Genomic DNA, 21,987 nt, shown 5'->3' on the forward strand with positions numbered 1-21,987 from the left:
GCGCGAGAATGGCGGAGATGAGTCTAGGGGTAGTGTTCGGTAATTGTCTAACTGCTAAATTGCTGGGAATAGAAATAAGCATAACGACCACCAAGTGCTAATAATTCAGTATGAGTCCCGGATTCGGTAATTGTACCATGTTCCACTACTAAAATGCGATCGGATCGGCGGACGGTGGCTAATCGGTGGGCGATAATAAAAACCGTTCGCCCCCGCATGAGTCTTTCTAAGGCTTGTTGAATTAGGGTTTCTGATTCGGAATCTAGGGATGATGTCGCTTCATCTAAAATTAGGATTCTGGGGTTTAATAAGACTGCTCTGGCTATGGCAATTCGTTGTCTTTGTCCACCGGATAAGTTAACTCCCCGTTCCCCTACTATGGTTTGATAACCTTCGGCAAATTGGCTGATAAAATCATGGGCGTTAGCGATTTTGGCGGCGGATTTTACCTGTTCAATATCATAATCAGTTTGACCAAAGGCAATGTTTTGGGCAATATTACCAGAAAATAATGTGACTTCCTGGGGTACTATGCCAATTTGTCTACGGAGACTGGGAAGGGTGACATTTTGGATATCTATATCGTCAATCATAATTTGACCCTGTTGGCGATCGTAAAATCTAGGTAGGAGGCTGACAATTGTGCTTTTTCCGGCTCCTGACGCGCCGACTAAGGCTACCATTTGCCCGGGTTCTACTAAGAGATTAAAATCGACGAGAACGGGCTGATTAGGGGCAGAATCTTGGCGGTGATTATGGCTGTTTTGGCTCAAGGTGGGATAGGTAAAGCTGACATGACGATATTCAACTTTTCCTTTGACGTGGGGAAGGGCGATCGCATCAGGTTTTTCTATGACATTGGGCTGAATGGCGAACAGTTCAAAAATGCGATCGCAGGAGGCTTCTCCCTGTTTGAAGTCACTATAATTACTGGTGGTTAAAGAAATGGGGTCAATCAATAAAGCTACGGCTGTAACATAACTGATAAAACCTGTTCCCGTTAGCTGACCTTGGGAGATTTGCCAGCCTCCTAGGAAAAATAAAAACACTACACTCATCGCTTCCAAAAAGCCGACTACTACGAACTGTAATGCCTTAATTCTTTCCGCCAAAAATTTCGCCTGTCGGTTGTGTTCTGCTTCTAGGGAAAATCGAGAGATTTCGTAATCTTCGGCGGCGAAGGCTTGCACTAAACGGATGCCGCTAAATACCTCCGTCAATAGGGCAGAAAGGTTAGAAATACGGGATTGACTTTGGCGGGTAAAGGTTAGCAGTTTTTCCCCAAACCAGCCAATTAATAGCGCCATCAGAGGGGCAATAATTAGGGTGGCTAGGGTAAGTTTCCAGTTCAGGTAAAGCATATAGCCTAGGACGACTATTAACTGCAAAATGCAGGGGATAAATTGATGAAATAATTTGTTAATGACTTCGCCAATTTTATCTATATCTTCCGTGAGACGATAGGATAAATCTCCCGTTTTGGCGGTTTCAAAGTAACCAACATTTAGCCGATGAAGATGAGTATATACTTGTTTTCGCAGGTCTAGGGCGATGCTTAGGGCTGCTTTAGCCATCAGGGTATCCTGACCGTATTGGACAGTTCCCCGAATTAGAAATATAATGGCAGCAACCCCAGCAATTTGGGCGATCGCTTCTACATCCCCCCGACCAATATATCCGGCTATTTGACCCATTAGCCAAGCTAATAGCGGCCAAAATGCGGTAAAAACTAGGGTACAGGTTAGGGCCTTGGCGATGGTTCGCGACTGGGGACGAACATAGGGCAATAGTTGCCAGTAACTTGATGATTGTTTCAAGGATGCCACAGATATTAATACTATTTGTTTAGGATATCAGTTGTTAAGTCTCTGGAATTTGCTAATTGTCAATTGAAGTTGTAATCAGATATGAATTTTCGATTGTTTGAGCTGAATTTTACCCGACAACATGAATAATAAACTTACTCAACAACAGTTAGATCAGGTGATTGCTGAAGTTGAACGCCTATCCCAAATTCAGGAAACTGAACTCGATCGCCAACAAGTCCAAGAAATTCTGGAGGAATTAAATTTACCTACTGAAAATCTTGATCAGGCGCTGATGCAAGTTCGCCGTCGGGAAGTCTTGGCGGCGGAAACCAAGCGAAACCGAATCTTAATGGTAGGATTGGGATTAGCTGCTGTGGCTATTGTCGGCGGCGGTTCCCTATGGTTTGATCAACAACAACAGGCGATCGCCCAAGTTTATGCTAACCCAAATCAAAGTCGTTTGACTTTAGAACGATTCGACCGGGTTAGTCATTTTGACATCATAGACCGCCAGAACTCCCCCACAGTTTACTACCAAGTTAGGTTACAACAAACTCCCAAGGGTCGTCAACTAGAATTAGGATGTAATTGGATTAATCCTAATGGTCAACTTGCCCATCAAAATCGCTATCAAACTCGTACAATTGATAGTGATGTCTGGAATACCCGCTGTCGGCATCAGTTGGGTCCCACTTCACCACCAGGAAATTGGCAGGTGGAAATGTTTTTAGGCGATCGCATTTTAAGCCAATCAGAATTTACCGTTAAATAACAGCAGTTAAATAACATTAACAATTCATGAATATCACTGAAGCCAAAACCATCAATCCTAAACTGTCTCAAAAGTTGCCATTTTCTACCGACTTGGCGAAAAAATTACTAGATATATATGGCTCCCCTCTGTATGTGTATAATGCTGATATTCTCCAGGATACAATTAACCATATTGGTGGGGCGGTTAACTATCCTAAAACTCGCTTTAAATTCGCTAGTGTCACTAATGGCAATATTGCCTTACTCAAGATTTTTCAACAGGCTAACTGGGGACTCCATGCCAATACACCAGGAGACGCATTTTTAGGACTCAAGGCTGGCTTTCATCCCCAGCAAATAGTGTATAGTGGCAGTAATTTAAATCACCGGGAGTTTCAATTATTATTAAACTGGGGAATCACTACCTATAATTTAGACAGTCTCGACCAACTCCAGCTATTTGGGGAAGTTTTCCAACAACTAAAAATCGATTTTTTACCTAAGTTAGGATTTCGGCTAAATCTGCCGGAAATTAATGGCGATAGTCGCATTGGTGTTAATCCCCAGGAATTTCCAGAAGCCATCAAAATAGCCGCATCCGCTGGCTTAAAAATTACCGGACTCCATTTTTATCGCGGCACTGGCACTAATGCAACTTCCTCTTTTACTCAGGTGATTAAACCCCTGTTAGCTATCGGTCAACAGTTACCAGATTGGCAATATCTGGACTTTGGCGGTGGTTTTGGCTACCCCTATCAACACCAAAAATCAGCCTTTGATTGGCATTTTTTCGGACAACAAATCACGGCAGAACTTACTCAAATTAACCGAGAAATTAACCGAGAAATTGATTTAATTATTGAACCGGGAAGGTCGGCGATCGCCTCCTGTGGAACCCTATTAACTCAAGTAGTCTCAACTAAATGGCAACCCCCAAAACAGATAGTGGGAGTTGATACCACAGTGGCTAATTTATCCGTCCCCTCAGTCTATGGAAATTATCGAGAAATTGTATCATTTTCTGATACACCCAACCATTATATTACTGATGTTTGTGGAAATACAACCTACTCCCGCGACTACCTGGGAAAAAATCGCCAACTTCCTCAACTTAAACGGGGAGATATCCTAGCTATTTTAGACTGTGGCGCTTATGGTTACGCCATGTCATCTCACTTTCTGCACCGACCTCGACCAGCGGAGGTCCTACTACAACAGGGAAAACATCAGTTAATTCGCCAACGGGAAGATTATAATATTCTCTTAACCCAGCAGGTCGATATTTAAGCTAAAATCAATTGGCTGCAAGTTTTAATCATCAACAAATTAGATTATGAAGTGTATCAATTGCGGTATCGAAAATAACTTTAAAGAACGCACCGCCTATGGTGGCAGATGTAAAAGTTGCGGACATCAATTTGTATTTGAACCTAAAACAGGTTCTCCCTTTAGTGATCCCGGCTTTCAGAAATCTATTGAATCAGTTTCAGGTCCGGAGAATCTTTTATTCACCAAAAAACAATTAATCTACTTTTTTGAACGCAAATTAGGCAAAAAAAATAAGTTTGCTATCTATCCATACGCCATACTATTCCTGATTATATATTTTTGGGTAACTATTTTATTTTCTGTGCCACTTCTAGTTTCGTTCATAACTTTGATGATATTGTCGGCACAAATCAAGTCAGAAAATCAACCCGTATCATTGCGTAAACAACAGGCGAGATTTTTGCAATTTATCGGTTTATTTGAGATATTTGCATCAGTAATATTGCTGATGATCAATCCCAACAATATCAGATTTATAATTTTCCTACTGAGTGTAGGTCTGGGTTTATTTATGATATATGTAGGAGAGAGTCGTCGTCAAATGCTTAGTCATGCTATTGACAAATTTCCGCTCGCATCAACACAATTAGATAGTTGGTTAAATAGCTGGAGTGCAGTTAATGGTCCTATATTTAAACTCTTACCATCTCCCAAACAATCAGAGAGTAATGCTATGCTTCGTCCTGACATTACCTCCTATAGTTTCGATCGCCTTATGGTCTGTGATAATTCGGCGATCGCTCAATTTTTAATTGCCAATAACTTTCACTTCAACCATAGTTGTGCAATTGTCAGTATTACCGGATATCCTCAAAGCATTTTTTCCACCATCTTAGAAATGGCTAAACGCAATCCCGAATTAGTAGTTTATGCCGTCCATGATGCTACCACTCGGGGTGTCTCATTAACCCATCATTTGCGGAATACCCCTCAATGGTTTCAAAACACTACTATACCTATTTATGACGTAGGTTTAACACCCCAACAGGTGTTAAATAGTAAAGGTTTCTTTATCCGTCATTCTGACACATCAGAGACACAATCACCAGCCATATCCCCAGAAATTCGCACCACCCTATCACCGGAAGAAATAGCATGGTTAGAAGCCGGAAATTTTGTCGAATTAGAATCATTACCCCCAGCCAAACTCTTACAAATTCTCAGCCGACAATTTAACTTAAACTCTACCAAGTGGTCAGATGACACCACCAGTAGTGATAGCACAATTGATAGCAGAACATCTACAGATATCGCTATCTTTGCTTCTTCAAGTTTCGGTTAAATCACCACCCCTTGAATGCCTAAAATTATCAAATCTGTGAAACCCCTAAATTTGTCTAAATCTTTAATCCGGGTAATCCTGATAATTTTAATAACCTGTGGATTAACCATAGCCGCAATTCCGCCTGTCACCATACACCAAACAGCCGTTAGTGCGGAACAGGAAATTCGGGGAGTATGGATAACCAATGTTAGCAGCGGAGTCCTGTTTGTTCCCTGGGGAATTAACCGCGCACTCGACCAACTATCTGCTCTGAATTTTAACACAGTTTACCCAGTAATTTGGAACCGAGGCACGACATTTTTTCAGAGTGCTGTCAGTCGCAGAGTCACCGGAAAATCACAAGATTCTCTACTACATATCAGCCGACTAGGACGAGATATTCTGTCGGAAATTGTCATCGAAGGACATAATCGGGGTTTACGAGTAATTCCCTGGTTAGAATATGGTTTTATGGCTCCCATCAATTCTCAGTTAGTTAAGAGACATCCCGAATGGGTAACAACCACCAAAGATGGTAGGCTAATACTTCCTAGATATACCACGGAACCAGAGTCGGTTAATGCCAGATTATTTAATCTAATTCGGAGGCTGTTGCTATTAAGTCCGATTCGCAATGTTTGGCTAAATCCTTTACATCCAGGAGTGCAGAGATTTCTGGAAGATTTAATCATAGAAGTGGTGATGAAATACAATATAGATGGTATTCAACTTGATGATCATTTCGGTATTCCGGTTGAGTTTGGTTATGACCCCTATACGGTCAGCCTCTACAGACAGGAACATCAGGGAAAATCTCCCCCTGATAATCCCCAGGACCCGGAATGGCGGCGGTGGCGTTCTAACAAAATTACTGACTTTATTGAACATTTAGTTAAAACTATTAAAGCCACGAAACCTGATTGTATTGTTTCCCTATCTCCTAATCCCTACGAATTTACCTATAATGTCTATTTACAAGATTGGTTAACTTGGGTAAATCGTGGCTGGATAGATGAAGTGGTCTTACAAGTTTATCGCAATAGCTTAGAAGGATTTATCCAAGAACTTGAACACCATTCGCTGATTACGACTCAACAAAAAGTCCCCCTGATTATCGGTATTTTAAGCGGTACTCTCCATAATCCTGTGGAGATTAAGGAGATTGAAGCACAGGTGCAAGAAGTACGCGATCGCCATTTAGATGGTGTCTCCTTTTTTTACTGGGAAACACTCTGGAGTTACCTAACACCTGATGCACCAAGAAAACGTCGTCAGGCATTTGAGATCATGTTTTCGGAATCTATTTTAAACTAGAGTTTAGCTTAATTTACCATCAGATTGATTCAGACGTTTCTGCCATTCCTCATCAATTTTATCAGCGTTAGCAGCTTCTTGGTCAAGCATATCGGTTTCTGTGGTATAAGCCAAATCTTGATTGCTAATGACGGTTTCGGCGGCGAATTTACGCGCATATTTTAACTTTTGTTGAACGGTATCATCAGCTTGATTTAAGGCGATCGCATGAGACTGGCGGTATTCATTACGCACAGCCATTTTACCATTGCGCCACTGTACCCAAAAATATCTGATTAAAGGTACAATCAGAAAACCCGCACCATAGGCAAAAAGTAGGGGATAAATCATCTCCACAAATGCGACTAAGCCACCCATTTGCGCTGCCATTGCGCCATCTTCTAGTAAATGACCTAAAATCAATGCGCCGACGAAATTAACCGCACCTAAACCCGCTGCTAACATTAACTGATTAGAAGTAGCATTGCTAAACTTCCAATTATTTTCTTTGAGGTAGGTGGGGACGGGTTGGGGTCGATATTGAGTTGCAGTGGTTTGTAATTCGGGAAAATGATATACTAACTGTCCTTCGGGACTCACTTCTGGCTGTCCGTTAAACCTAGTTAAAACTGGCAGCATATAGTCCTCAAATTCCTGGGAATAGGCGTTACCCAAATTATCCAAATAAGGGGCAATTTGTTCAGCTACTACTGCACCTTGATTGTTCCGAATTACTGTGGCGATCGCCTGCCAACGCTGTGCTTCTAAATTATAGTTAGGGTTGCCATCTCCAAACAGGAAAGAAAACACGACTTCAAAGAAGTTCATTTTCTCTTTTTTCAGTTTATTGGCAATCTTCTGTTGGCGACGATAATAATTGCCATTATCCCAACTCAGAAATGAGAGGGAGTTAGGGTGAAACCAAAAGTGGGGAATAAAAATCAGGCCGCGACCACGGGAACCGCCACCGCCACCACCGCCGCCACCGCTACGGTTAGAATCGCCAAAAAATACAATCGCTGCAATGGTTATAAAAATTAGGACTATGGACACCAATAACATAATCCCAAAGGAAATGCGAATTAGATAAAATAGTATTCGCCAAACTTTTTGCCACCATTCATAAACTCTTAACCGCCAATATCGATTTCGCATGACAGCGCGAAAATTCTGGGGAAATAGGAAGGCAATATCCCCAGACTCAGATACTTGTAGATGTCCTCCGGCTTCTGATGCTAAGGCTAAAAGTTGCTGTTGGGCCAGGTTAACTTCAAGTCCAGCTTGAATGGCGACATCAGCACTACTGACGCGATATCCCAGCTTTTCGACAGCTTCAATAATAGCGGGGGAACTAGCAGAATTAAATAGGTTAGACATGATTAAATCTTGACCATTTTCCTCGTGAGTTCTATTTGCCTATTTATATGATAATTATGGGTTAGGGGTGATCATTGGCAAAATCTGCTTTCAGCACTTACCAATATTCTAGTCTATAATCCCAGAGTTTTCCCAAGGTTATTGGTTAATGTCTGATTGGAATAATTGGGCAATCATTAAGATATACAATAACTGCAAATAAGTTATTGATGCTCATGAAAGTTGGATTAATTGGAACTGGACTTATGGGAGAGGCGATCGCCCTGCGACTATTGGAGGCGGGGTTAGATGTGGTAGCCTATAACCGCACTGCGGCTAAATTACAGCCTCTTGAGGATAGGGGAGTAGCGATCGCCTCATCGGTAAAAGATGCGATCGCCCCTTGTGATTGCACTATTTTGATGTTAGCAGATGCGCCCGCCATTGAAAACATAGTACTATCCGCTGATATTCTTCCACACTGGCAGGGTCGCGCGGCCATCCAAATGGGTACTATTGGCCCACGGGAAAGCCAAGCCATCAGAGACAAAATCGTTGCTGTGGGGGGGGAGTATATGGAGGCTCCGGTTTTGGGTAGCATTCCCCAGGTCAAATCCGGTACACTTCAGATCATGGTGGGGGGGACTGGCGAACAGTTGCAACGGTGCGAAAAAGTCCTTGCACCCCTGGGGGAGGCGATGCTAATTGGGGAGGTCGGTGCGGCGGCTGCGGTGAAATTAGCCCTAAATCAACTAATTGCCTCCCTCACGGCAGCCTTTGGCTTGAGTCTCAGCTTTATTCAGCGTCAGGGTGCAGATGTTGAAATTTTTATGAAAATTCTCCGGGATAGTGCGTTATATGCGCCGACGTTTGATAAAAAGCTACAACGTATGATTGATGGGAATTATGCCGATCCCAATTTTCCGACTAAGCACTTGTTAAAGGATACTAACTTGTTTATAAATGAGGCGATCGCCTCTCAGTTAAATGTCGCCGGATTATCGGGGGTGCAAGAAATAATTGCACAGGCAATCACCAATTTAGATTTGAGCGACCTGGATTATTCGGCATTAGTAGAAAGCATCCGAAACCCCAGTTAATTATATCATAAAAAATCCCCCAATAGTCATTTTTGGAACTTCTGGGGGATATTAATTTAATTAATTAGATGGCATCTGACACAATTGGGCAGCAATTTTATGTTTACAAATGGTTTGCCGATACCGCCAATCTTCACAGGTACATCCTCCCGATTTTACTAAGGATAGGGTATGATGATCGGGGTTCCAAACTACTGCACCTTGGGGAATTAGGCGCACTTGTAGAGGTTCTAGGGCTACTCGATTATAGCGAGATAGGAACATTTTAGCCTGGTTTTTATCGACGGCAACCGTGCCTTGATTGGTCTGGATAATTAAGCTGTGGTCGGTGATGTTAATCTCCAAAATCCGGGAATGTTTTACGCCTCGAATTGACAGAAAACAAGACCAAATCCTAGCAAAATCAGCTTTAGATACGAGACGACTGCAACGACCCGCAGAAGTTTGATAAACCAGTCGCGGGGTATTGCCGGGGCCGATAGTATCAATATTTTCGAGTTTGATGGATTGAGAAATGAGAGGGGAAATTTTTGGGGTTTCTGGCTCTACCAAAGGGGAAGAATAAAACCCCAACCCGCTGTTAGCAGCGGTGGCGATCGCACTTTTACTCATTGTGGTATTATACCCTTGTGATCAAAATATTGGGGACTGAGCGCTCTATCCAGAATCAAGGGGGGAGGGCGCTCTTTTGTTATGGTCGAAGGGAAAGTCACCTTTCCCAACTCCAATTCAAAACCGTGCTTGCGAGTTTCCCAGCACACGGCTCCTGATGTGGATACCCTCTTTGTCAAAGGAACAAGGTTACGACCCCCTGCTTTATGACTTCAACTTTGGGAGCTATATGCTTGCGTTAGTCTTTAAACTCGCTTTCGCCATTAAACTCTTACTTATCGCAGTCTCTATATCCACACCGTGACTAGTGGGCATATCCCAACCATTACAGTTAGGCATTGGCTTTCAGTCACATCCCTTCCCCTTATGAGCTTGCGCTTACACTTTTCACTACTCTACGAGATGTACTCGTAGAGAGCCCAACAGGGGTTTCAACGTTCCGTATATATGGGCATTCCATCTTTAGATTTGTCTTATCCACCGGGGTACATTTTAAAAGTCTGTGTAGGTGTTGATAACAGTACCCTACTTTTCCCCTTACTCTTTTGAGCGTAGCGTGTCAACCTATTTCGCTACTTAATACTTACGGTGGTTCAAGCCAGACATTTGGTTTCCCTAATCATGGATGGTTGGCAGTGGTCGGATTGGGAATAGGTTTCCCTTACGCCTTCCGTTCCCCGCTTCAATCCCAGATTTGTGATTTCTGAAACTGGGGGTGGCTATCGCCTTTACTCTTTCCCAAATCACCCCAAGTGGGTTAAATACTCCTCCTTATAGTATACTTGGAGGATAAATAGTGTATTCTGTGATTTCTTATATGGGATTGACCTTGAGTTCCCTGCCTTGCTTAGTCTATGCTTATTCTATACTCTAAGCACTCTAAGCGTCGGGACATATATACAGTTAAGGGGTTAGACTGGTTGAAGGTCTAATTGCCCTCTAGGAGGTTATTTCAGGCATTGCAGCCTTATTTGACTCCTAAACGTCTCGCACGTTATCTCTATTATAGCAAATCGGAAAAGTGATCGGGGGCTAAAACCTAAGATAGTTGGGAAATTAGGGCATTTGAGGGGGTCGATCCGTCGCCCCGCTTTACCACAGTTCCCAAACAGGTTAAAATAGGGCAGATATATCAGCGCGTTCGATACGCCGATTAACCGATGGTTTTATGAGCAAAGGAACACTATTTGATAAAGTTTGGGACCTCCATACAGTGGGAACCCTACCATCCGGTGAGACTCAACTCTTCATTGGTCTACACCTGATCCATGAGGTGACAAGTCCCCAGGCTTTCGCGATGTTACGCGATCGCCAATTGAAAGTCCTATTTCCAGAACGCACCGTGGCTACGGTGGATCATATCGTCCCCACGGAAAATCAAGCTCGTCCCTTCGTGGATGTCCTGGCTGAGGAGATGATGCGAGCCTTAGAAAAAAGCTGTGCGGAACACAAGATCCGATTTTATAACATCGGTTCGGGTAATCAAGGCATTGTCCATGTGATCGCACCGGAACAAGGCCTAACTCAACCGGGAATGACGATCGCCTGTGGAGACTCCCACACCTCCACCCATGGCGCTTTTGGGGCGATCGCTTTTGGTATCGGTACTTCCCAAGTTCGGGATGTTCTCGCTTCCCAAACCCTAGCCTTATCAAAACTCAAAGTTCGCCGCATTGAAATTAACGGCCAACTCCCCCCAGGTGTCTACGCCAAAGATGTCACCCTCCATGTGATTCGACAATTGGGAGTTAAAGGCGGCGTGGGTTATGCTTACGAATACGCCGGAACCACCATTGAAGCCATGTCAATGGAAGAACGGATGACTGTTTGTAATATGTCTATTGAAGGTGGCGCGCGTTGTGGTTATGTTAACCCCGATCAAGTCACTTTTGACTATCTCAAAGACCGCGATTTTGCCCCCAAAGGCGAAAATTGGGATAAAGCGATCGCCTGGTGGCAACAAATTCGCAGTGATGCCGATGCCGTTTATGATGATGTGGTAACTTTTGATGCTGCTGATATTCCCCCGACGGTCACTTGGGGAATTACTCCCGGACAGGGTATTGGCGTTGATGAGGTCATCCCTAAACCGGAAAATCTCCCCCCAAGCGATCAGGCGATCGCATCAGAAGCATACCGCTATATGGAGTTTACCCCCGGAACTCCCATTGAGGGAACCAAAGTTGATGTTTGCTTTATCGGAAGTTGCACCAACGGACGCTTAACCGACCTACGGGAGGCGGCTAAATTTGCCCAAGGTCGCAAAGTCGCCCCAGGGGTGAAAGCCTTTGTAGTTCCCGGTTCCGAAAGAGTTAAACAAGCCGCTGAAGCTGAAGGACTAGATCAAATCTTCCGAGAAGCAGGTTTTGAGTGGCGAGAAGCCGGGTGTTCTATGTGTTTGGCTATGAACCCTGACAAGTTACAGGGAAACCAAATTAGTGCATCTTCTTCTAACCGCAATTTTAAAGGCCGTCAAGGTTCCTCTACCGGACGCACATTATTAATGAGTCCCGCCATGGTCGTCGCGGCGGCGGTTAACGGAAAAGTTGCCGATGTTCGTAAGTTAATCGAAGCCTAGTTAATTAGTACCCCCATTACCTGATGCAACCGGGTAGGGGGGAACTCTCCTTATTTCCTCTTGTTAACTAATCCGAATCTTCCTAGTCAAAAATCATGAGTAAAATTCACAAGGTGTCAGGACGCGGTATCCCCTTAGTTGGTGGTGATATTGACACCGATCGCATCATTCCCGCCCGGTTTTTACGCTGTGTAACCTTTGATGGTTTGGGACAACAAGTATTTGCTGATGACCGTCAACAATTAAACGGAAATCATCCCTTTGACCTCCCACAATATCAAGGTGCTAATATCTTGGTGGTTAATGAAAATTTTGGCTGTGGTTCCTCCCGAGAACACGCTCCCCAAGCTATAGCCAAATGGGGTATTCAAGCTATTGTCGGGGAAAGTTTCGCCGAAATCTTTTTTGGTAATTGCGTGGCGATCGGAGTTCCCTGTGTCACCGCTACACCAGAGGCGGTCACACAATTACAACAGTTATTACAGCAAAATCCCCAAGTTGAAATTATCATGGATCTGGGGATGCTGAAAGTTCACGGCGGCGACTTAACTATTGATGTGAACATGAATGAAGGCTCCCGACAGTCCTTTATTAATGGTAGTTGGGATAATTGCGGTCAGTTGATTGCTAATCATGACCAGATCCGCACTACTGCTGCTAAGTTGCCCTATTGGCAATGGGATAATTCGGCGATCGCATAATCTTACCCCAGTTTTGGTAGTAGGTTGGGTTGAACATTTCGCCTAACCTATTCCCCTTTCGCGTATACTTACTCAAGTGCCGGAATTATTCTAGCCACAGCAGCGATATCATTGCTTAAATCCATGATTCCCTATCAAAACCCCATTGATTCTACACCCTATCTAATTTATCCCCCCTTACCTGACCCCCTATTTATTCCCGGAAAACCCATCAAATTAGGGGTTTTGGCTTCCGGTAGTGGCAGTAATTTTGAAGTAATTGCCCAAAAAATACGCGATGGACAACTTAACGCCCAAATACAGGTTTTAGTTTACAATAACCCCAAGGCTAAGGTTAAACAACGCGCCGAAAAGTTTGATATCCCCACTATTCTGGTTAATCACCGCGACTACCCCACTAGAGAAAGTTTTGATCAGCAGGTTGTTGATACCCTCAATCAATATGATCTCGATTTGGTTGTATTTGCGGGATGGATGCGAATTGCTACCCAGGTTTTGGTAGCCGCTTTTCCTCACCAAATTATTAACCTACACCCCGCTATATTGCCCAGTTTTCCCGGTATTCGTGGCGTTGAACAAGCCTTGGAATCGGGAGTTAAAATTACAGGATGTACCGTCCATCTTGTCGAGTTGGCTGTTGATAGCGGTCCGATTTTGATGCAAGCCGCTGTCCCCGTTTTACCCCAGGATACTCCCGAAACTCTCCATCAGCGCATTCAAGTATGTGAACATCAGATTATGCTTGGGGCGATCGCTTTGATGAACCAAAAATTGCTATTAACCTGATTTTGTGAAGTTTTGTAAAGAAAAGTTAAGAAATGTTAAAAAAATCGCCTTTTTTCTGGGGGGGGTAGCTTTTGGGGCTGACTTGTGCTATACTTTTTAGATAATGGGAATATTGGCATTTTTTTAGCAAACCGTTAGAGTTCGATTATGAAGCATTACACTTAAATAATCCCACAAATTGCACCAATTTGTCAACCCCTGCGAAGGAATTTCGGCTAAAATGCAACTTGGAGCAGTACCTATCCCTGAATATGTCTTTTTTATCATCCTGGCAGCTTTTGAAACCTCGTCATCGTCAAAGATTACCAGAGCCAGAAATCCGGCCAAATTGGTGGGTAAGTTTAGGTAATGATATCACTCCATCGAATGAAATAACTTGGCAAGAGGAGACAATTGCGATTTACCAAACCCAGCCAATTATCAGCTTAAAGCAGCGATTTGTCATAGTAGGGGAGAGTAGTTTAATTAATGGGGATATTGACCAATTATTAGACGATTTAGATCACAGGGATAATATTCCCGAAGTCCTGTCGCAGTTACAAGGAATATTTGCCCTAGTGATTTGGGACAGAAGCCAAAGGCGACTGTGGTTAGCACGAGATGCTGTAGGTGGGAGAAACCTATACTATACAATTAATCAAGGTATTTTGCGGGTAGCACCTCGTCTGAGAAGCCTAGGGAAATTTCATCCCCAAAAATTAGATTATCTAGCTTTACGAGACTATCTTTCTTGCGCGTTTATTCCGGGAGAACAAACCATCTGGGAAGGGGTAAAAGAAGTACGTCCGGGGACAATACACGAATGGTCATACCCTGGGAAATCTCGGAAAATACAAGTTTATTGGCAACCGGAAGAACAAATAGGCGATCGCGATCAACCCCTAGAATATTACAGCCAAAAATTGCGATCGCTTCTTAATCAAGTAGTGGCAGAATCCCTACCTATTGGGGAACCTGTCGGCGCTTATTTATCAGGGGGATTAGACTCTAGTGCGATTACAGCTTTAGCCAGTAAATTTCATCAGCAGGAAGTCCATACTTATTCAATCCATTTTGGGGCTGAATATCCCAACGAATTAGAATTTGCCAATTTAGTAGCGGAACATTGCCAAACTCAGCATCATATTCTGGAAATCCAGCCAGAAACTGTATGGGATAATCTAGCAATTACTATGGCAAATTTAGACGATCCTATTGGTGATCCTCTGACAGTTCCTAACTATTTATTGGGACAGGTAGCCAAACAGGATGTCGGAGTTATTTTAAACGGGGAAGGAGGCGACCCTTGTTTTGGCGGTCCGAAAAATAAGCCGATGTTACTCTATGAACTGTATGGGAATATTTACAACCATTTTCCTAATCGTCTGACCACCTATTTAGAGTCTTTTAAAAAATGCTATCCCCATTTACCGGAACTTCTGAAACCGGAAATTTGGCAGCAGGTAAAAGATGCGCCGTCAGTATTTGAACCCGACTTAAATTCCGCCCAAGAATATTTAAATCGATTGATGCTAATTAATATTAAATTTAAGGGGGCAGACCATATTTTAACCAAAGTGAGTAATATGACATCGGCGGCGGGTTTAGAAGGGCGATCGCCATTATTTGATCAGCGAGTTGTTGACCTAAGTTTACAAGTTCCACCGGTGTATAAACTCTCTGCTGCTAATGAGAAAGCCGTGTTAAAAGCAGCGGTTACTGATGTATTACCAGCCTCGATTATTTATCGCCCAAAAAGTGGGATGCGGGTTCCTGTAGGTTCGTGGTTTTACCACCATTGGCAACAACGCACCCAGGCATTATTGTTCAATAAAAATGCGGCGATCGCCCCTTATATTAACCAAAAGTTTATTAAGGAACTTTTCAACCCCCAAAGTCCGGCTTATCAAAAATTTGGGATTAAACTCTGGTTATTAGTGAGTTTAGAAATTTGGCTACAAACCCAGAAAAATTAACTGTTGATAAAATAACCAGGTACAATAGTTGTGTGTCCTTGTTTGGGGTCATATTTAAGTAAATATTCACGGGCGATCGCCTCTTGTTGTCGGAGGCTTTTTAATTCGGGTTCGCCAATTTCTGTATCTGTAGATAGCAAAATTACCTGATGGCTGGCGGAGGGAAAATATCGTTCAATTAGGTTATAGCGGTGAGAGGAGTCTAGCCTTCCCAGGGGGGTATCAATAGCAATAGGAAGCTGGCGACCAGAAACCCGCGCCAGACCCCACAAAAAAGCGATCGCCAATAGTTGTTTTTCCCCGGCAGATAAGCGATGTTTGGGGACGGGTTGACCTTGGGGGTCATACAGAGACAAACTAAAATCTTGGGTAGCAATAACGACTCGATGAACTAGGTCTGATTTATGGAGAAGATAGCGGAAGCATTCAGTCACTTCTATTTCCAGCTTATTAAGTTTTCGGAGGGTCAACTTTTCCCGAAATTGTACTAAAGTTTTTTGTACCCTTTCGGAAGTTTGGATAATGTGGTTGGCATTTTTGCGATCGATAGTCACCTGGCTATATTCGGACAATTCTTTCTTAGTTTTTTCCACCATAGCCTCATAGCGATCGCGCTTAATTATAGCTTGATCATAATCCCTTTTCACCTTCGCCACATCCGCCCCCGCATCAGAAACCGCCTGTAAAAGTTCTTCGTAAACCTCCGGGGGTGCCGCCACATTTAGCTGTCTTTCCTTAGCTACAATCGTCTCCTGAATGCCTATCAGTTCATTTTTAAAAGACTTGGTTTGGCTAATTTGATTAGGGAGTTGATGTTCGAGAACACTGGTAAGCTGTCCGAGAGTAATTTCATCCATATCTAACCAAAAATCCTGTAAAGAATCATCGGAACTGGTGGAACTCTCCGACTCCAAAAAACTCCGAACCTTATCCAAACTAATATCGCCCAAATCCAGAGTTTTCAAATACTCCAATAATCGGCGATCGCGTTCCGCCACCACCTCCCGCGCAATTCTGGCTTTTTTCTCCCTAATTTCCTTTTCCCCCTGCACTTTTCCCCGCTCTAACAGAGGCTGAATTAATGCCAAAGGTAGCCAAGCAGCCGCCATTTCTCGCAAGCGATCGCGCTTTTCATTTAACCTCTCTTGTTCCTCCCGTAATTGTCTTTCAATTTGGTCTCTTTCCTGGGCTACCTTACCCCCTTCAGTCCGAAACTTATCACGAGTTTGTCTTTCTCGTTTATGGGCTTTTTGTAACTCCGTATCAAGTCGCACAACCTGCAACTTTGCCTCTTCCCAATCTGCTATTTGTTCATTTAACTTTGACTCAATTGCTTCCAAAGTAGCCAACTCAGAGACCTCAGCCAACTCCTTGCGTTTCCGACTCACCAAAATATTCAAATCCACCGATAAACGTTCCGCCAACTCCAACCCCAAAAGGGACTGAATAGCCTGGATAACCGTACTCGGAGGACTGTCTAATTCCGCCAATTCCTTGACCTGTTCCCCATCAAATAGAAACAGATTAGAAATTCCCAAAGGAAAGAAATCTTCGACTCGTTCATCCCAAGTTTCCACCAAACCCTTATCCGGCCAATCATCAATCAAAATACCCAACGTATCCTTACCATTTTTTAGATGTCTATTCCAGCGTCTTTGGATGCGAAATTCCACCTGTTTATTTTCTAAAATATGTTCAAATAATAGTTCCACGCAGGTCATTTCATGGGGTGGGGTATGTTTATTAATCGCCTGTTTGAGGAAATCAGGATAGGCAATATTTCCCCTAGTCGAACATTGGGCGCGCGCACCATAAAACACCAAGCGCATAGCATCCATTAGCGTAGTTTTTCCGCCTCCATTCATCCCCCCAAGTAGGACAATAGGACTGACCGTTTCACCAGTCATTTGCGGACGCAGGTTAATAACTTGTTTACCGCGATAGGGGCCGAAGTTTTGCAGAGTCAATTCCAGGAAAATCACAGAATAGCAGTTTCCGTAAAGGTTAATAGAGTGGAGCCAGAAATCAACAACTTATGGAGTTAGGATATAGCCCCCTTGAGTTGCACCAAATCAAGGCATCAATTTTCATCCTAGGGGGTTAATTAATCCAACTTGTGACCAATCACAAATCACGGGATAACTAACCCCCAGAAGCATCTTAATACATGACGCTTAACTAAATTTGAGACTCGCCCAGTTTAGCTGTTGGGGAGGTTCCGGTTTTTCACCATTGACAATTTTTTTGATATCTTCAACTTTTCCTTCCTTAGCGGCTTGTTTCAGGTCTCGCTGATAGTGTGCATTTGCGATCGCTTCTGATTGCGATCGAGAACTCGTTTCAAAGCATCTTTCTAAGGTATCATAGATTCCGGTACGCCGCGACATAGTTTTATACTGTCGTTCAGTATCCAGGAGTCTGGTCATCAGTTCTAAATACATCGGATCACCTTCGCTAAGTTCCTCCAAAATCTGCCATTCATCCACACCCAACATAGCATTACCACCACCATGGCGAGGGTCTTCAAAAGGTTCTCCTGTCACCTCTTGATAAATTCTCGGCAAACTATCATCAAATTCGTGTCTTTCCTCCAACCATATCCGCCGAATTTCGCTAAGTTCCTCGGGTTGAATTAAGGTTATATCCCGCATATCAGGCGGTGCATTTTTACGAACCTGTTGTTGAGCTTCTAATACCCGCCTTAACCAATATTCCCGCCATTCTCGTTTATAGGGTCCTGGTATCGGTTCGACTGACGTTTCTCCGTCAACATTCCTTTCAAACAATTGCACTGTCCCAAATATCCGCCGGAAGTCTCTTTTATCGCGATCATTTTTTACATCTAATTCCTTACGAATATCCAACAGAGGCTGCATCCACTCTTTAGCTTCATCATTTAGGATCATGGCTTCCATTGATTTATCTTGACTCACCAATGTACAAACCCAACAGCCAAATCGAGAATCTCCACAGCTAGGGGTTGAGGTATCAATAACTAAGGGACATTCATTGTCTGCTGTAGCGCCTCGATACATTGTAAATAAGTCTTTATTACTGTAATTCCAAGGGTTTTCAAACTGCATCAAATACAGCCATACTTCGTCATTTGTCCAGGTTTCAATAGGAGTATAAAGCAAAGAACTAGGTAAATGAGGATGAGGACATAGATGTTCTCTCACACGCTTTAATTCTCGCTTTTCCATAATTGCTGCTCGATTAGCACTTTCTGTTTTACGGGTTCCCAAGACTACAATTGTTTCACCACTTGATCGGACAACATTACGGATAAAACGATTAGATGGATCTACCTTTAAACGCACAGTACACCACCGGAATTTATGTCGAGGTGCTGGATATCCTTTTCCAATTAAACTTACCCAGTATGTCTGTGCTATCTCAGGGACTAGCAAATGAGGTTGGACGGGCATATTTTGTATCTTAGCAGCCTCTTGCATTTTTTCTAAAGATTTTTTGACCCACGCTGAAACTACTGGATTTTCAACTAGAGTATCTGTTGTGATTACATGAATTGTCTTATGGCGTTTTTCTGGGGGTAGTTGCGCGATCGCATTCCAAATTAGTTGTAATGTGGCTGTGCTATCTTTACCGCCAGAATAACCTATCACCCAAGGAATATGATCCAAGCAGTAGAGTTCTTGAATTTCTTGGGTTAACAATTCTAGTGATTTTACAAATTCTTCAATTTTGGTATTTGGCGTATTTTGACTATCTGGAAATAAACTAATTTGTTCAGCATTCATTTGATAATACTCCTGTAAATAATCAAGCTCTGAAAACATGGTAACGATGCCATTGTAGCGACTCAAGACTAGGATAGTATTTTTCCTGAGATGGCAAAAATATTCGCTCTCCGTGAAATTCTTTAATCTGTTTCCCCATAGATTGAGTTTCTTTTAAATTACTGCCAATTACAATTCTGTATCTGCTATCTATAGAAAACCAGCCCATATCAAATGCCCAGTGATGATTTTTGCAAAATGAAATACCATTATTGATTTGATTGTTATGGAATTGAGAAAAGGGCTTAATATGTGCGCCATCTACAATATTTTGACTACAATTTTTGCTGATATTTAAGCCGCAAAAAGCACATTTATAATCATAAATATGTACAACAACTTTTCTAAAAAATGCCTGCCTTATCCATGATTTTTTCATGTGATAAGTAGGCGTTTCTGAAGTAGGCTTTTGTTCATGGTCAAGCATGGCTAACTTTTCATTAAGATTCACCAAGGATTCTATGTCTTCATGGTTATTTGAAAACCACGTTGCAATTAGTATGTTAGTCAACTCTTGTCTAGTTTTTTCATTTTTAAGAAAGTCAAAAAGCTCATCGTCTACCTTAACATAATTGACTGCTTGTTTAAGTTTTCCTAAACTCTTAGGCTGAAAACCATCAAATTCCTCATGAAATTGTATGTGCCAAAAATTATCTCGTTTTAGATGGAAAAAAGGGTAATGTAGTCCGCCTGAGTAAGATGGATTACCTAAAATTTTCCAATATTTGTTAAATGCACTAACTAAATCATCAGATACAGTGATTTCATTCTCCGTAATTAATCCCTCGGATATCAGATCTATAACTGATAAAAGTAAAATAGGCTTATAGGGAGCCTGTCCCTTTTGACGGGTATTGCTGACTTTAAGCTTGGCAAACATATCACAGTAGTCTACCAAGTTTCGGCTATGTTTGTCTGGTCTGGTGTTTGTCACTGTCCCTCCTAACAGATAGAATAGCCTTGCCGAAATGCCCCATATAGGATAGTATGCGATTGGGGACAGAAGTTTTTAAAAACCATATCAGTATAGTAGTACAATAGCTATGACGATCGCAAGGAACCCAAAAACCGAGGGACAGCCAGGGGAACTAGGACAACTGCTAACCGAGTTGTTAAATAATAGCGATCGCATTTTAGTTCAACCGACATCAATGGGAGTCACCCAAGGATATATAGGCGCAGTCAGCCTAGAATGGGCTGCCAGTCACATTGGTTATGCTTCCGAATTACCCCTATTTAAAAGCCACATTGACCCCGAAACCCAAAATATAGAAAGAGGCGCAGAAACCATTGATGCTATACTCCAGCGACCCCTAGACTGGTCACGTCAAGCCATCTTGGTACAATACCTGATTACCCACAATTGGGATCGGAAATTTCCCCCCCTCGTCGTCGTTATTAGTCCCCACTGGGTAGATAACCCGCAAGCACCACAATGGGATAAAAACGGACAAGCTACCTGTTCAGCCGCCCAATATATCCCCTTAGATGAACATGGAAAAATCGGCATCTTAGATTTATCATCTTCCGTCTCTGTCTTTGCTTTAGATGGACAGCATAGACTCATGGGGATTCAGGGAGTCATAGAATTATTAAAAACCCGGAAAATACAACCCTATAGCAAACTCAAAAAGCCTGTCGGTGAACCCATCACTTGGGATAAATTGCCTATAGTAAATATGCACCCACAAGATAAACTAGCCGCCTTAAACCACGAAACCATTGGCATTGAATTTATCCCCGCCGTCTTGGCTGGAGAGACTAGACAGCAAGCACAAAGGCGAATTAGGTCTATTTTTGTACACCTTAATCAAATGGCAGTTAAACTCAGTAAAGGACAGTTAGCCGCCTTAGATGAAAATGATGGCTTTTCTATTGTTTGTCGCCAAGTAGCTGTTAATCATCCCCTACTCAAAGATGAACCCGGACGTAAGCCTCGGATTAACTGGGATAGCGCCACAGTTGCCACCAAATCAACAGTATTAACTACCTTACAAGCCTTACGAGATATGGCGGAATTATATCTAGGTTGTTACCCTAAATTTCGAGGTTGGAAAGCGCCACAACCCGGTTTGGTTCCCTACCGTCCCGAACCCGAAGAGTTGGCATTAGGTACTCAGGAATTAATGAGTTTATTTGATGGTTTGGCGAGTTTACCCAGTTATCAAAAACTTACACAAGGAATGGAAACTCCTGATTTGCGAAGGTTTGGATTTGAACGCCCCCCAGGATTAGGAAATATTTTATTTAGACCCGTGGGACAAATAGCGATCGCTCATGGTATTGGTAAGGTGGTATTTCACTATCAACAACCCTTGGAAACCGTATTTAAAAAGTTAGTTAAATTTGATGCCGAGGGTGGTTTTAATCATATAGAATACCCTCAATCTATATGGTATGGCGTATTATATGATCCCAATAAACGCCGAGTCCGAGTAGCTGGTCGGTCTTTGGCTACTGATTTAATTGTTTATTTACTAGGAGAAATCACCGAATTAATGGATGAGGCAATGATACGCAAACAACTGGCTGAGGCGCGGACTTTTGAAAAACGGGCGATTAATTTTGAGGGTCGGATAGTTAAACCCAGGGAAGTAGGATTACCTGACCCTATAGATTTATGATATCATCTAGCCATATATCTATATCCAC

General features: G+C 42.8%; 17 protein-coding genes. 11 read left to right on the forward strand and 6 right to left on the reverse strand.

All coding sequences use genetic code 11. The annotated features are described in order from the left end of the window. Nucleotides 1-47 precede the first annotated feature (47 nt). Nucleotides 48-1,826 (reverse strand): ABC transporter ATP-binding protein, encoded by a 1,779-nt coding sequence (locus tag HFV01_RS26425; protein WP_006670178.1) that lies wholly within the window; start codon nucleotides 1,824-1,826, stop codon nucleotides 48-50. Nucleotides 1,827-1,947: 121 nt separating this feature from the next. Between HFV01_RS26425 and HFV01_RS26430 the strand changes: the two genes are divergently transcribed. Genes HFV01_RS26430 through HFV01_RS26445 form a run of 4 tightly spaced genes read left to right on the forward strand, consistent with a single transcriptional unit; the run spans nucleotide 1,948 to nucleotide 6,468 of the window. After that, complete coding sequence (locus HFV01_RS26430) at nucleotides 1,948-2,580, forward strand: hypothetical protein (protein ID WP_006622230.1); 633 nt, start codon at nucleotides 1,948-1,950, stop codon at nucleotides 2,578-2,580. A gap of 26 nt (nucleotides 2,581-2,606) precedes the next feature. Further along, entirely contained in the window at nucleotides 2,607-3,848 is a 1,242-nt protein-coding gene (locus tag HFV01_RS26435) for a diaminopimelate decarboxylase family protein (protein WP_193520537.1), read from the forward strand. 46 nt (nucleotides 3,849-3,894) lie between these two features. Beyond that, nucleotides 3,895-5,172 carry a hypothetical protein gene (locus tag HFV01_RS26440; protein WP_006622232.1) on the forward strand — a complete coding sequence of 426 codons (1,278 nt, stop codon included), beginning with the start codon at nucleotides 3,895-3,897 and terminating at the stop codon, nucleotides 5,170-5,172. A 15-nt stretch (nucleotides 5,173-5,187) separates the two neighbouring features. Further along, nucleotides 5,188-6,468, forward strand: coding sequence for a glycoside hydrolase family 10-like protein (locus HFV01_RS26445; RefSeq protein WP_008051707.1), 1,281 nt, complete (start codon nucleotides 5,188-5,190; stop codon nucleotides 6,466-6,468). A gap of 3 nt (nucleotides 6,469-6,471) precedes the next feature. Here HFV01_RS26445 and HFV01_RS26450 read toward each other — a convergent pair whose 3' ends face one another. Next, nucleotides 6,472-7,824, reverse strand: coding sequence for a hypothetical protein (locus tag HFV01_RS26450; protein ID WP_006622235.1), 1,353 nt, complete (start codon nucleotides 7,822-7,824; stop codon nucleotides 6,472-6,474). A gap of 209 nt (nucleotides 7,825-8,033) precedes the next feature. Here HFV01_RS26450 and HFV01_RS26455 point away from each other — a divergent pair, with 209 nt between their 5' ends. Then, a complete protein-coding gene (locus HFV01_RS26455) occupies nucleotides 8,034-8,903 on the forward strand; it encodes an NAD(P)-dependent oxidoreductase (RefSeq protein ID WP_081587658.1) in 870 nt (289 codons plus the stop codon). 60 nt (nucleotides 8,904-8,963) lie between these two features. On the opposite strand, the gene HFV01_RS26460 is transcribed toward HFV01_RS26455, so the two are convergent. Beyond that, complete coding sequence (locus HFV01_RS26460) at nucleotides 8,964-9,515, reverse strand: SWIM zinc finger family protein (RefSeq protein WP_006622237.1); 552 nt, start codon at nucleotides 9,513-9,515, stop codon at nucleotides 8,964-8,966. Nucleotides 9,516-10,060: 545 nt separating this feature from the next. Between HFV01_RS26460 and HFV01_RS26465 the strand changes: the two genes are divergently transcribed. From HFV01_RS26465 to HFV01_RS26485, 5 genes are all read left to right on the forward strand, one after another. Further along, complete coding sequence (locus tag HFV01_RS26465) at nucleotides 10,061-10,222, forward strand: hypothetical protein (protein ID WP_193520538.1); 162 nt, start codon at nucleotides 10,061-10,063, stop codon at nucleotides 10,220-10,222. A gap of 461 nt (nucleotides 10,223-10,683) precedes the next feature. Further along, on the forward strand, nucleotides 10,684-12,093 hold the full coding sequence (gene leuC, locus HFV01_RS26470) for a 3-isopropylmalate dehydratase large subunit (RefSeq protein WP_006622238.1): 1,410 nt from the start codon (nucleotides 10,684-10,686) through the stop codon (nucleotides 12,091-12,093). A gap of 95 nt (nucleotides 12,094-12,188) precedes the next feature. Next, complete coding sequence (gene leuD / locus HFV01_RS26475) at nucleotides 12,189-12,794, forward strand: 3-isopropylmalate dehydratase small subunit (protein WP_006622239.1); 606 nt, start codon at nucleotides 12,189-12,191, stop codon at nucleotides 12,792-12,794. A 123-nt stretch (nucleotides 12,795-12,917) separates the two neighbouring features. Continuing rightward, nucleotides 12,918-13,580, forward strand: a complete 663-nt coding sequence (purN, locus tag HFV01_RS26480; RefSeq protein WP_006622240.1) for a phosphoribosylglycinamide formyltransferase — start codon at nucleotides 12,918-12,920, stop codon at nucleotides 13,578-13,580. Nucleotides 13,581-13,831: 251 nt separating this feature from the next. After that, complete coding sequence (locus tag HFV01_RS26485; RefSeq protein WP_006670174.1) at nucleotides 13,832-15,535, forward strand: asparagine synthetase B family protein; 1,704 nt, start codon at nucleotides 13,832-13,834, stop codon at nucleotides 15,533-15,535. On the opposite strand, the gene dndD is transcribed toward HFV01_RS26485, so the two are convergent. The 3 genes from dndD to HFV01_RS26500 all read right to left on the reverse strand — a co-directional run bounded on the left by dndD (nucleotide 15,532) and on the right by HFV01_RS26500 (nucleotide 20,215). Beyond that, nucleotides 15,532-17,517, reverse strand: a complete 1,986-nt coding sequence (gene dndD, locus HFV01_RS26490) for a DNA sulfur modification protein DndD (RefSeq protein ID WP_006670173.1) — start codon at nucleotides 17,515-17,517, stop codon at nucleotides 15,532-15,534. The two genes, HFV01_RS26485 and dndD, sit on opposite strands and share 4 nt — an antisense overlap. A 192-nt stretch (nucleotides 17,518-17,709) precedes the next feature. Next, nucleotides 17,710-19,296, reverse strand: a complete 1,587-nt coding sequence (dndC, locus tag HFV01_RS26495) for a DNA phosphorothioation system sulfurtransferase DndC (RefSeq protein ID WP_193521312.1) — start codon at nucleotides 19,294-19,296, stop codon at nucleotides 17,710-17,712. Between the two features lie 22 nt (nucleotides 19,297-19,318). After that, nucleotides 19,319-20,215 carry an HNH endonuclease gene (locus tag HFV01_RS26500; RefSeq protein WP_187758802.1) on the reverse strand — a complete coding sequence of 299 codons (897 nt, stop codon included), beginning with the start codon at nucleotides 20,213-20,215 and terminating at the stop codon, nucleotides 19,319-19,321. A gap of 163 nt (nucleotides 20,216-20,378) precedes the next feature. Between HFV01_RS26500 and HFV01_RS26505 the strand changes: the two genes are divergently transcribed. After that, nucleotides 20,379-21,959, forward strand: a complete 1,581-nt coding sequence (locus HFV01_RS26505) for a DGQHR domain-containing protein (protein ID WP_193520539.1) — start codon at nucleotides 20,379-20,381, stop codon at nucleotides 21,957-21,959. Nucleotides 21,960-21,987: the final 28 nt, after the last annotated feature.

The organism is Limnospira fusiformis SAG 85.79 (genome assembly GCF_012516315.1).
Lineage (GTDB): Bacteria > Cyanobacteriota > Cyanobacteriia > Cyanobacteriales > Microcoleaceae > Limnospira > Limnospira fusiformis.

Excerpts from the sequence above, each read along its gene's own strand:
- HFV01_RS26430 (WP_006622230.1), top strand. The coding sequence starts at position 1,948 with ATGAATAATAAACTTACTCAACAACAGTTAGATCAGGTGATTGCTGAA.
- HFV01_RS26435 (WP_193520537.1), top strand. The coding sequence starts at position 2,607 with ATGAATATCACTGAAGCCAAAACCATCAATCCTAAACTGTCTCAAAAG.
- HFV01_RS26440 (WP_006622232.1), top strand. The coding sequence starts at position 3,895 with ATGAAGTGTATCAATTGCGGTATCGAAAATAACTTTAAAGAACGCACC.
- HFV01_RS26445 (WP_008051707.1), top strand. The coding sequence starts at position 5,188 with ATGCCTAAAATTATCAAATCTGTGAAACCCCTAAATTTGTCTAAATCT.
- HFV01_RS26450 (WP_006622235.1), bottom strand. The coding sequence starts at position 7,824 with ATGTCTAACCTATTTAATTCTGCTAGTTCCCCCGCTATTATTGAAGCT.
- HFV01_RS26455 (WP_081587658.1), top strand. The coding sequence starts at position 8,034 with ATGCTCATGAAAGTTGGATTAATTGGAACTGGACTTATGGGAGAGGCG.
- HFV01_RS26460 (WP_006622237.1), bottom strand. The coding sequence starts at position 9,515 with ATGAGTAAAAGTGCGATCGCCACCGCTGCTAACAGCGGGTTGGGGTTT.
- leuC (WP_006622238.1), top strand. The coding sequence starts at position 10,684 with ATGAGCAAAGGAACACTATTTGATAAAGTTTGGGACCTCCATACAGTG.
- leuD (WP_006622239.1), top strand. The coding sequence starts at position 12,189 with ATGAGTAAAATTCACAAGGTGTCAGGACGCGGTATCCCCTTAGTTGGT.
- purN (WP_006622240.1), top strand. The coding sequence starts at position 12,918 with ATGATTCCCTATCAAAACCCCATTGATTCTACACCCTATCTAATTTAT.
- HFV01_RS26485 (WP_006670174.1), top strand. The coding sequence starts at position 13,832 with ATGTCTTTTTTATCATCCTGGCAGCTTTTGAAACCTCGTCATCGTCAA.
- dndC (WP_193521312.1), bottom strand. The coding sequence starts at position 19,296 with ATGAATGCTGAACAAATTAGTTTATTTCCAGATAGTCAAAATACGCCA.
- HFV01_RS26500 (WP_187758802.1), bottom strand. The coding sequence starts at position 20,215 with ATGTTTGCCAAGCTTAAAGTCAGCAATACCCGTCAAAAGGGACAGGCT.
- HFV01_RS26505 (WP_193520539.1), top strand. The coding sequence starts at position 20,379 with ATGACGATCGCAAGGAACCCAAAAACCGAGGGACAGCCAGGGGAACTA.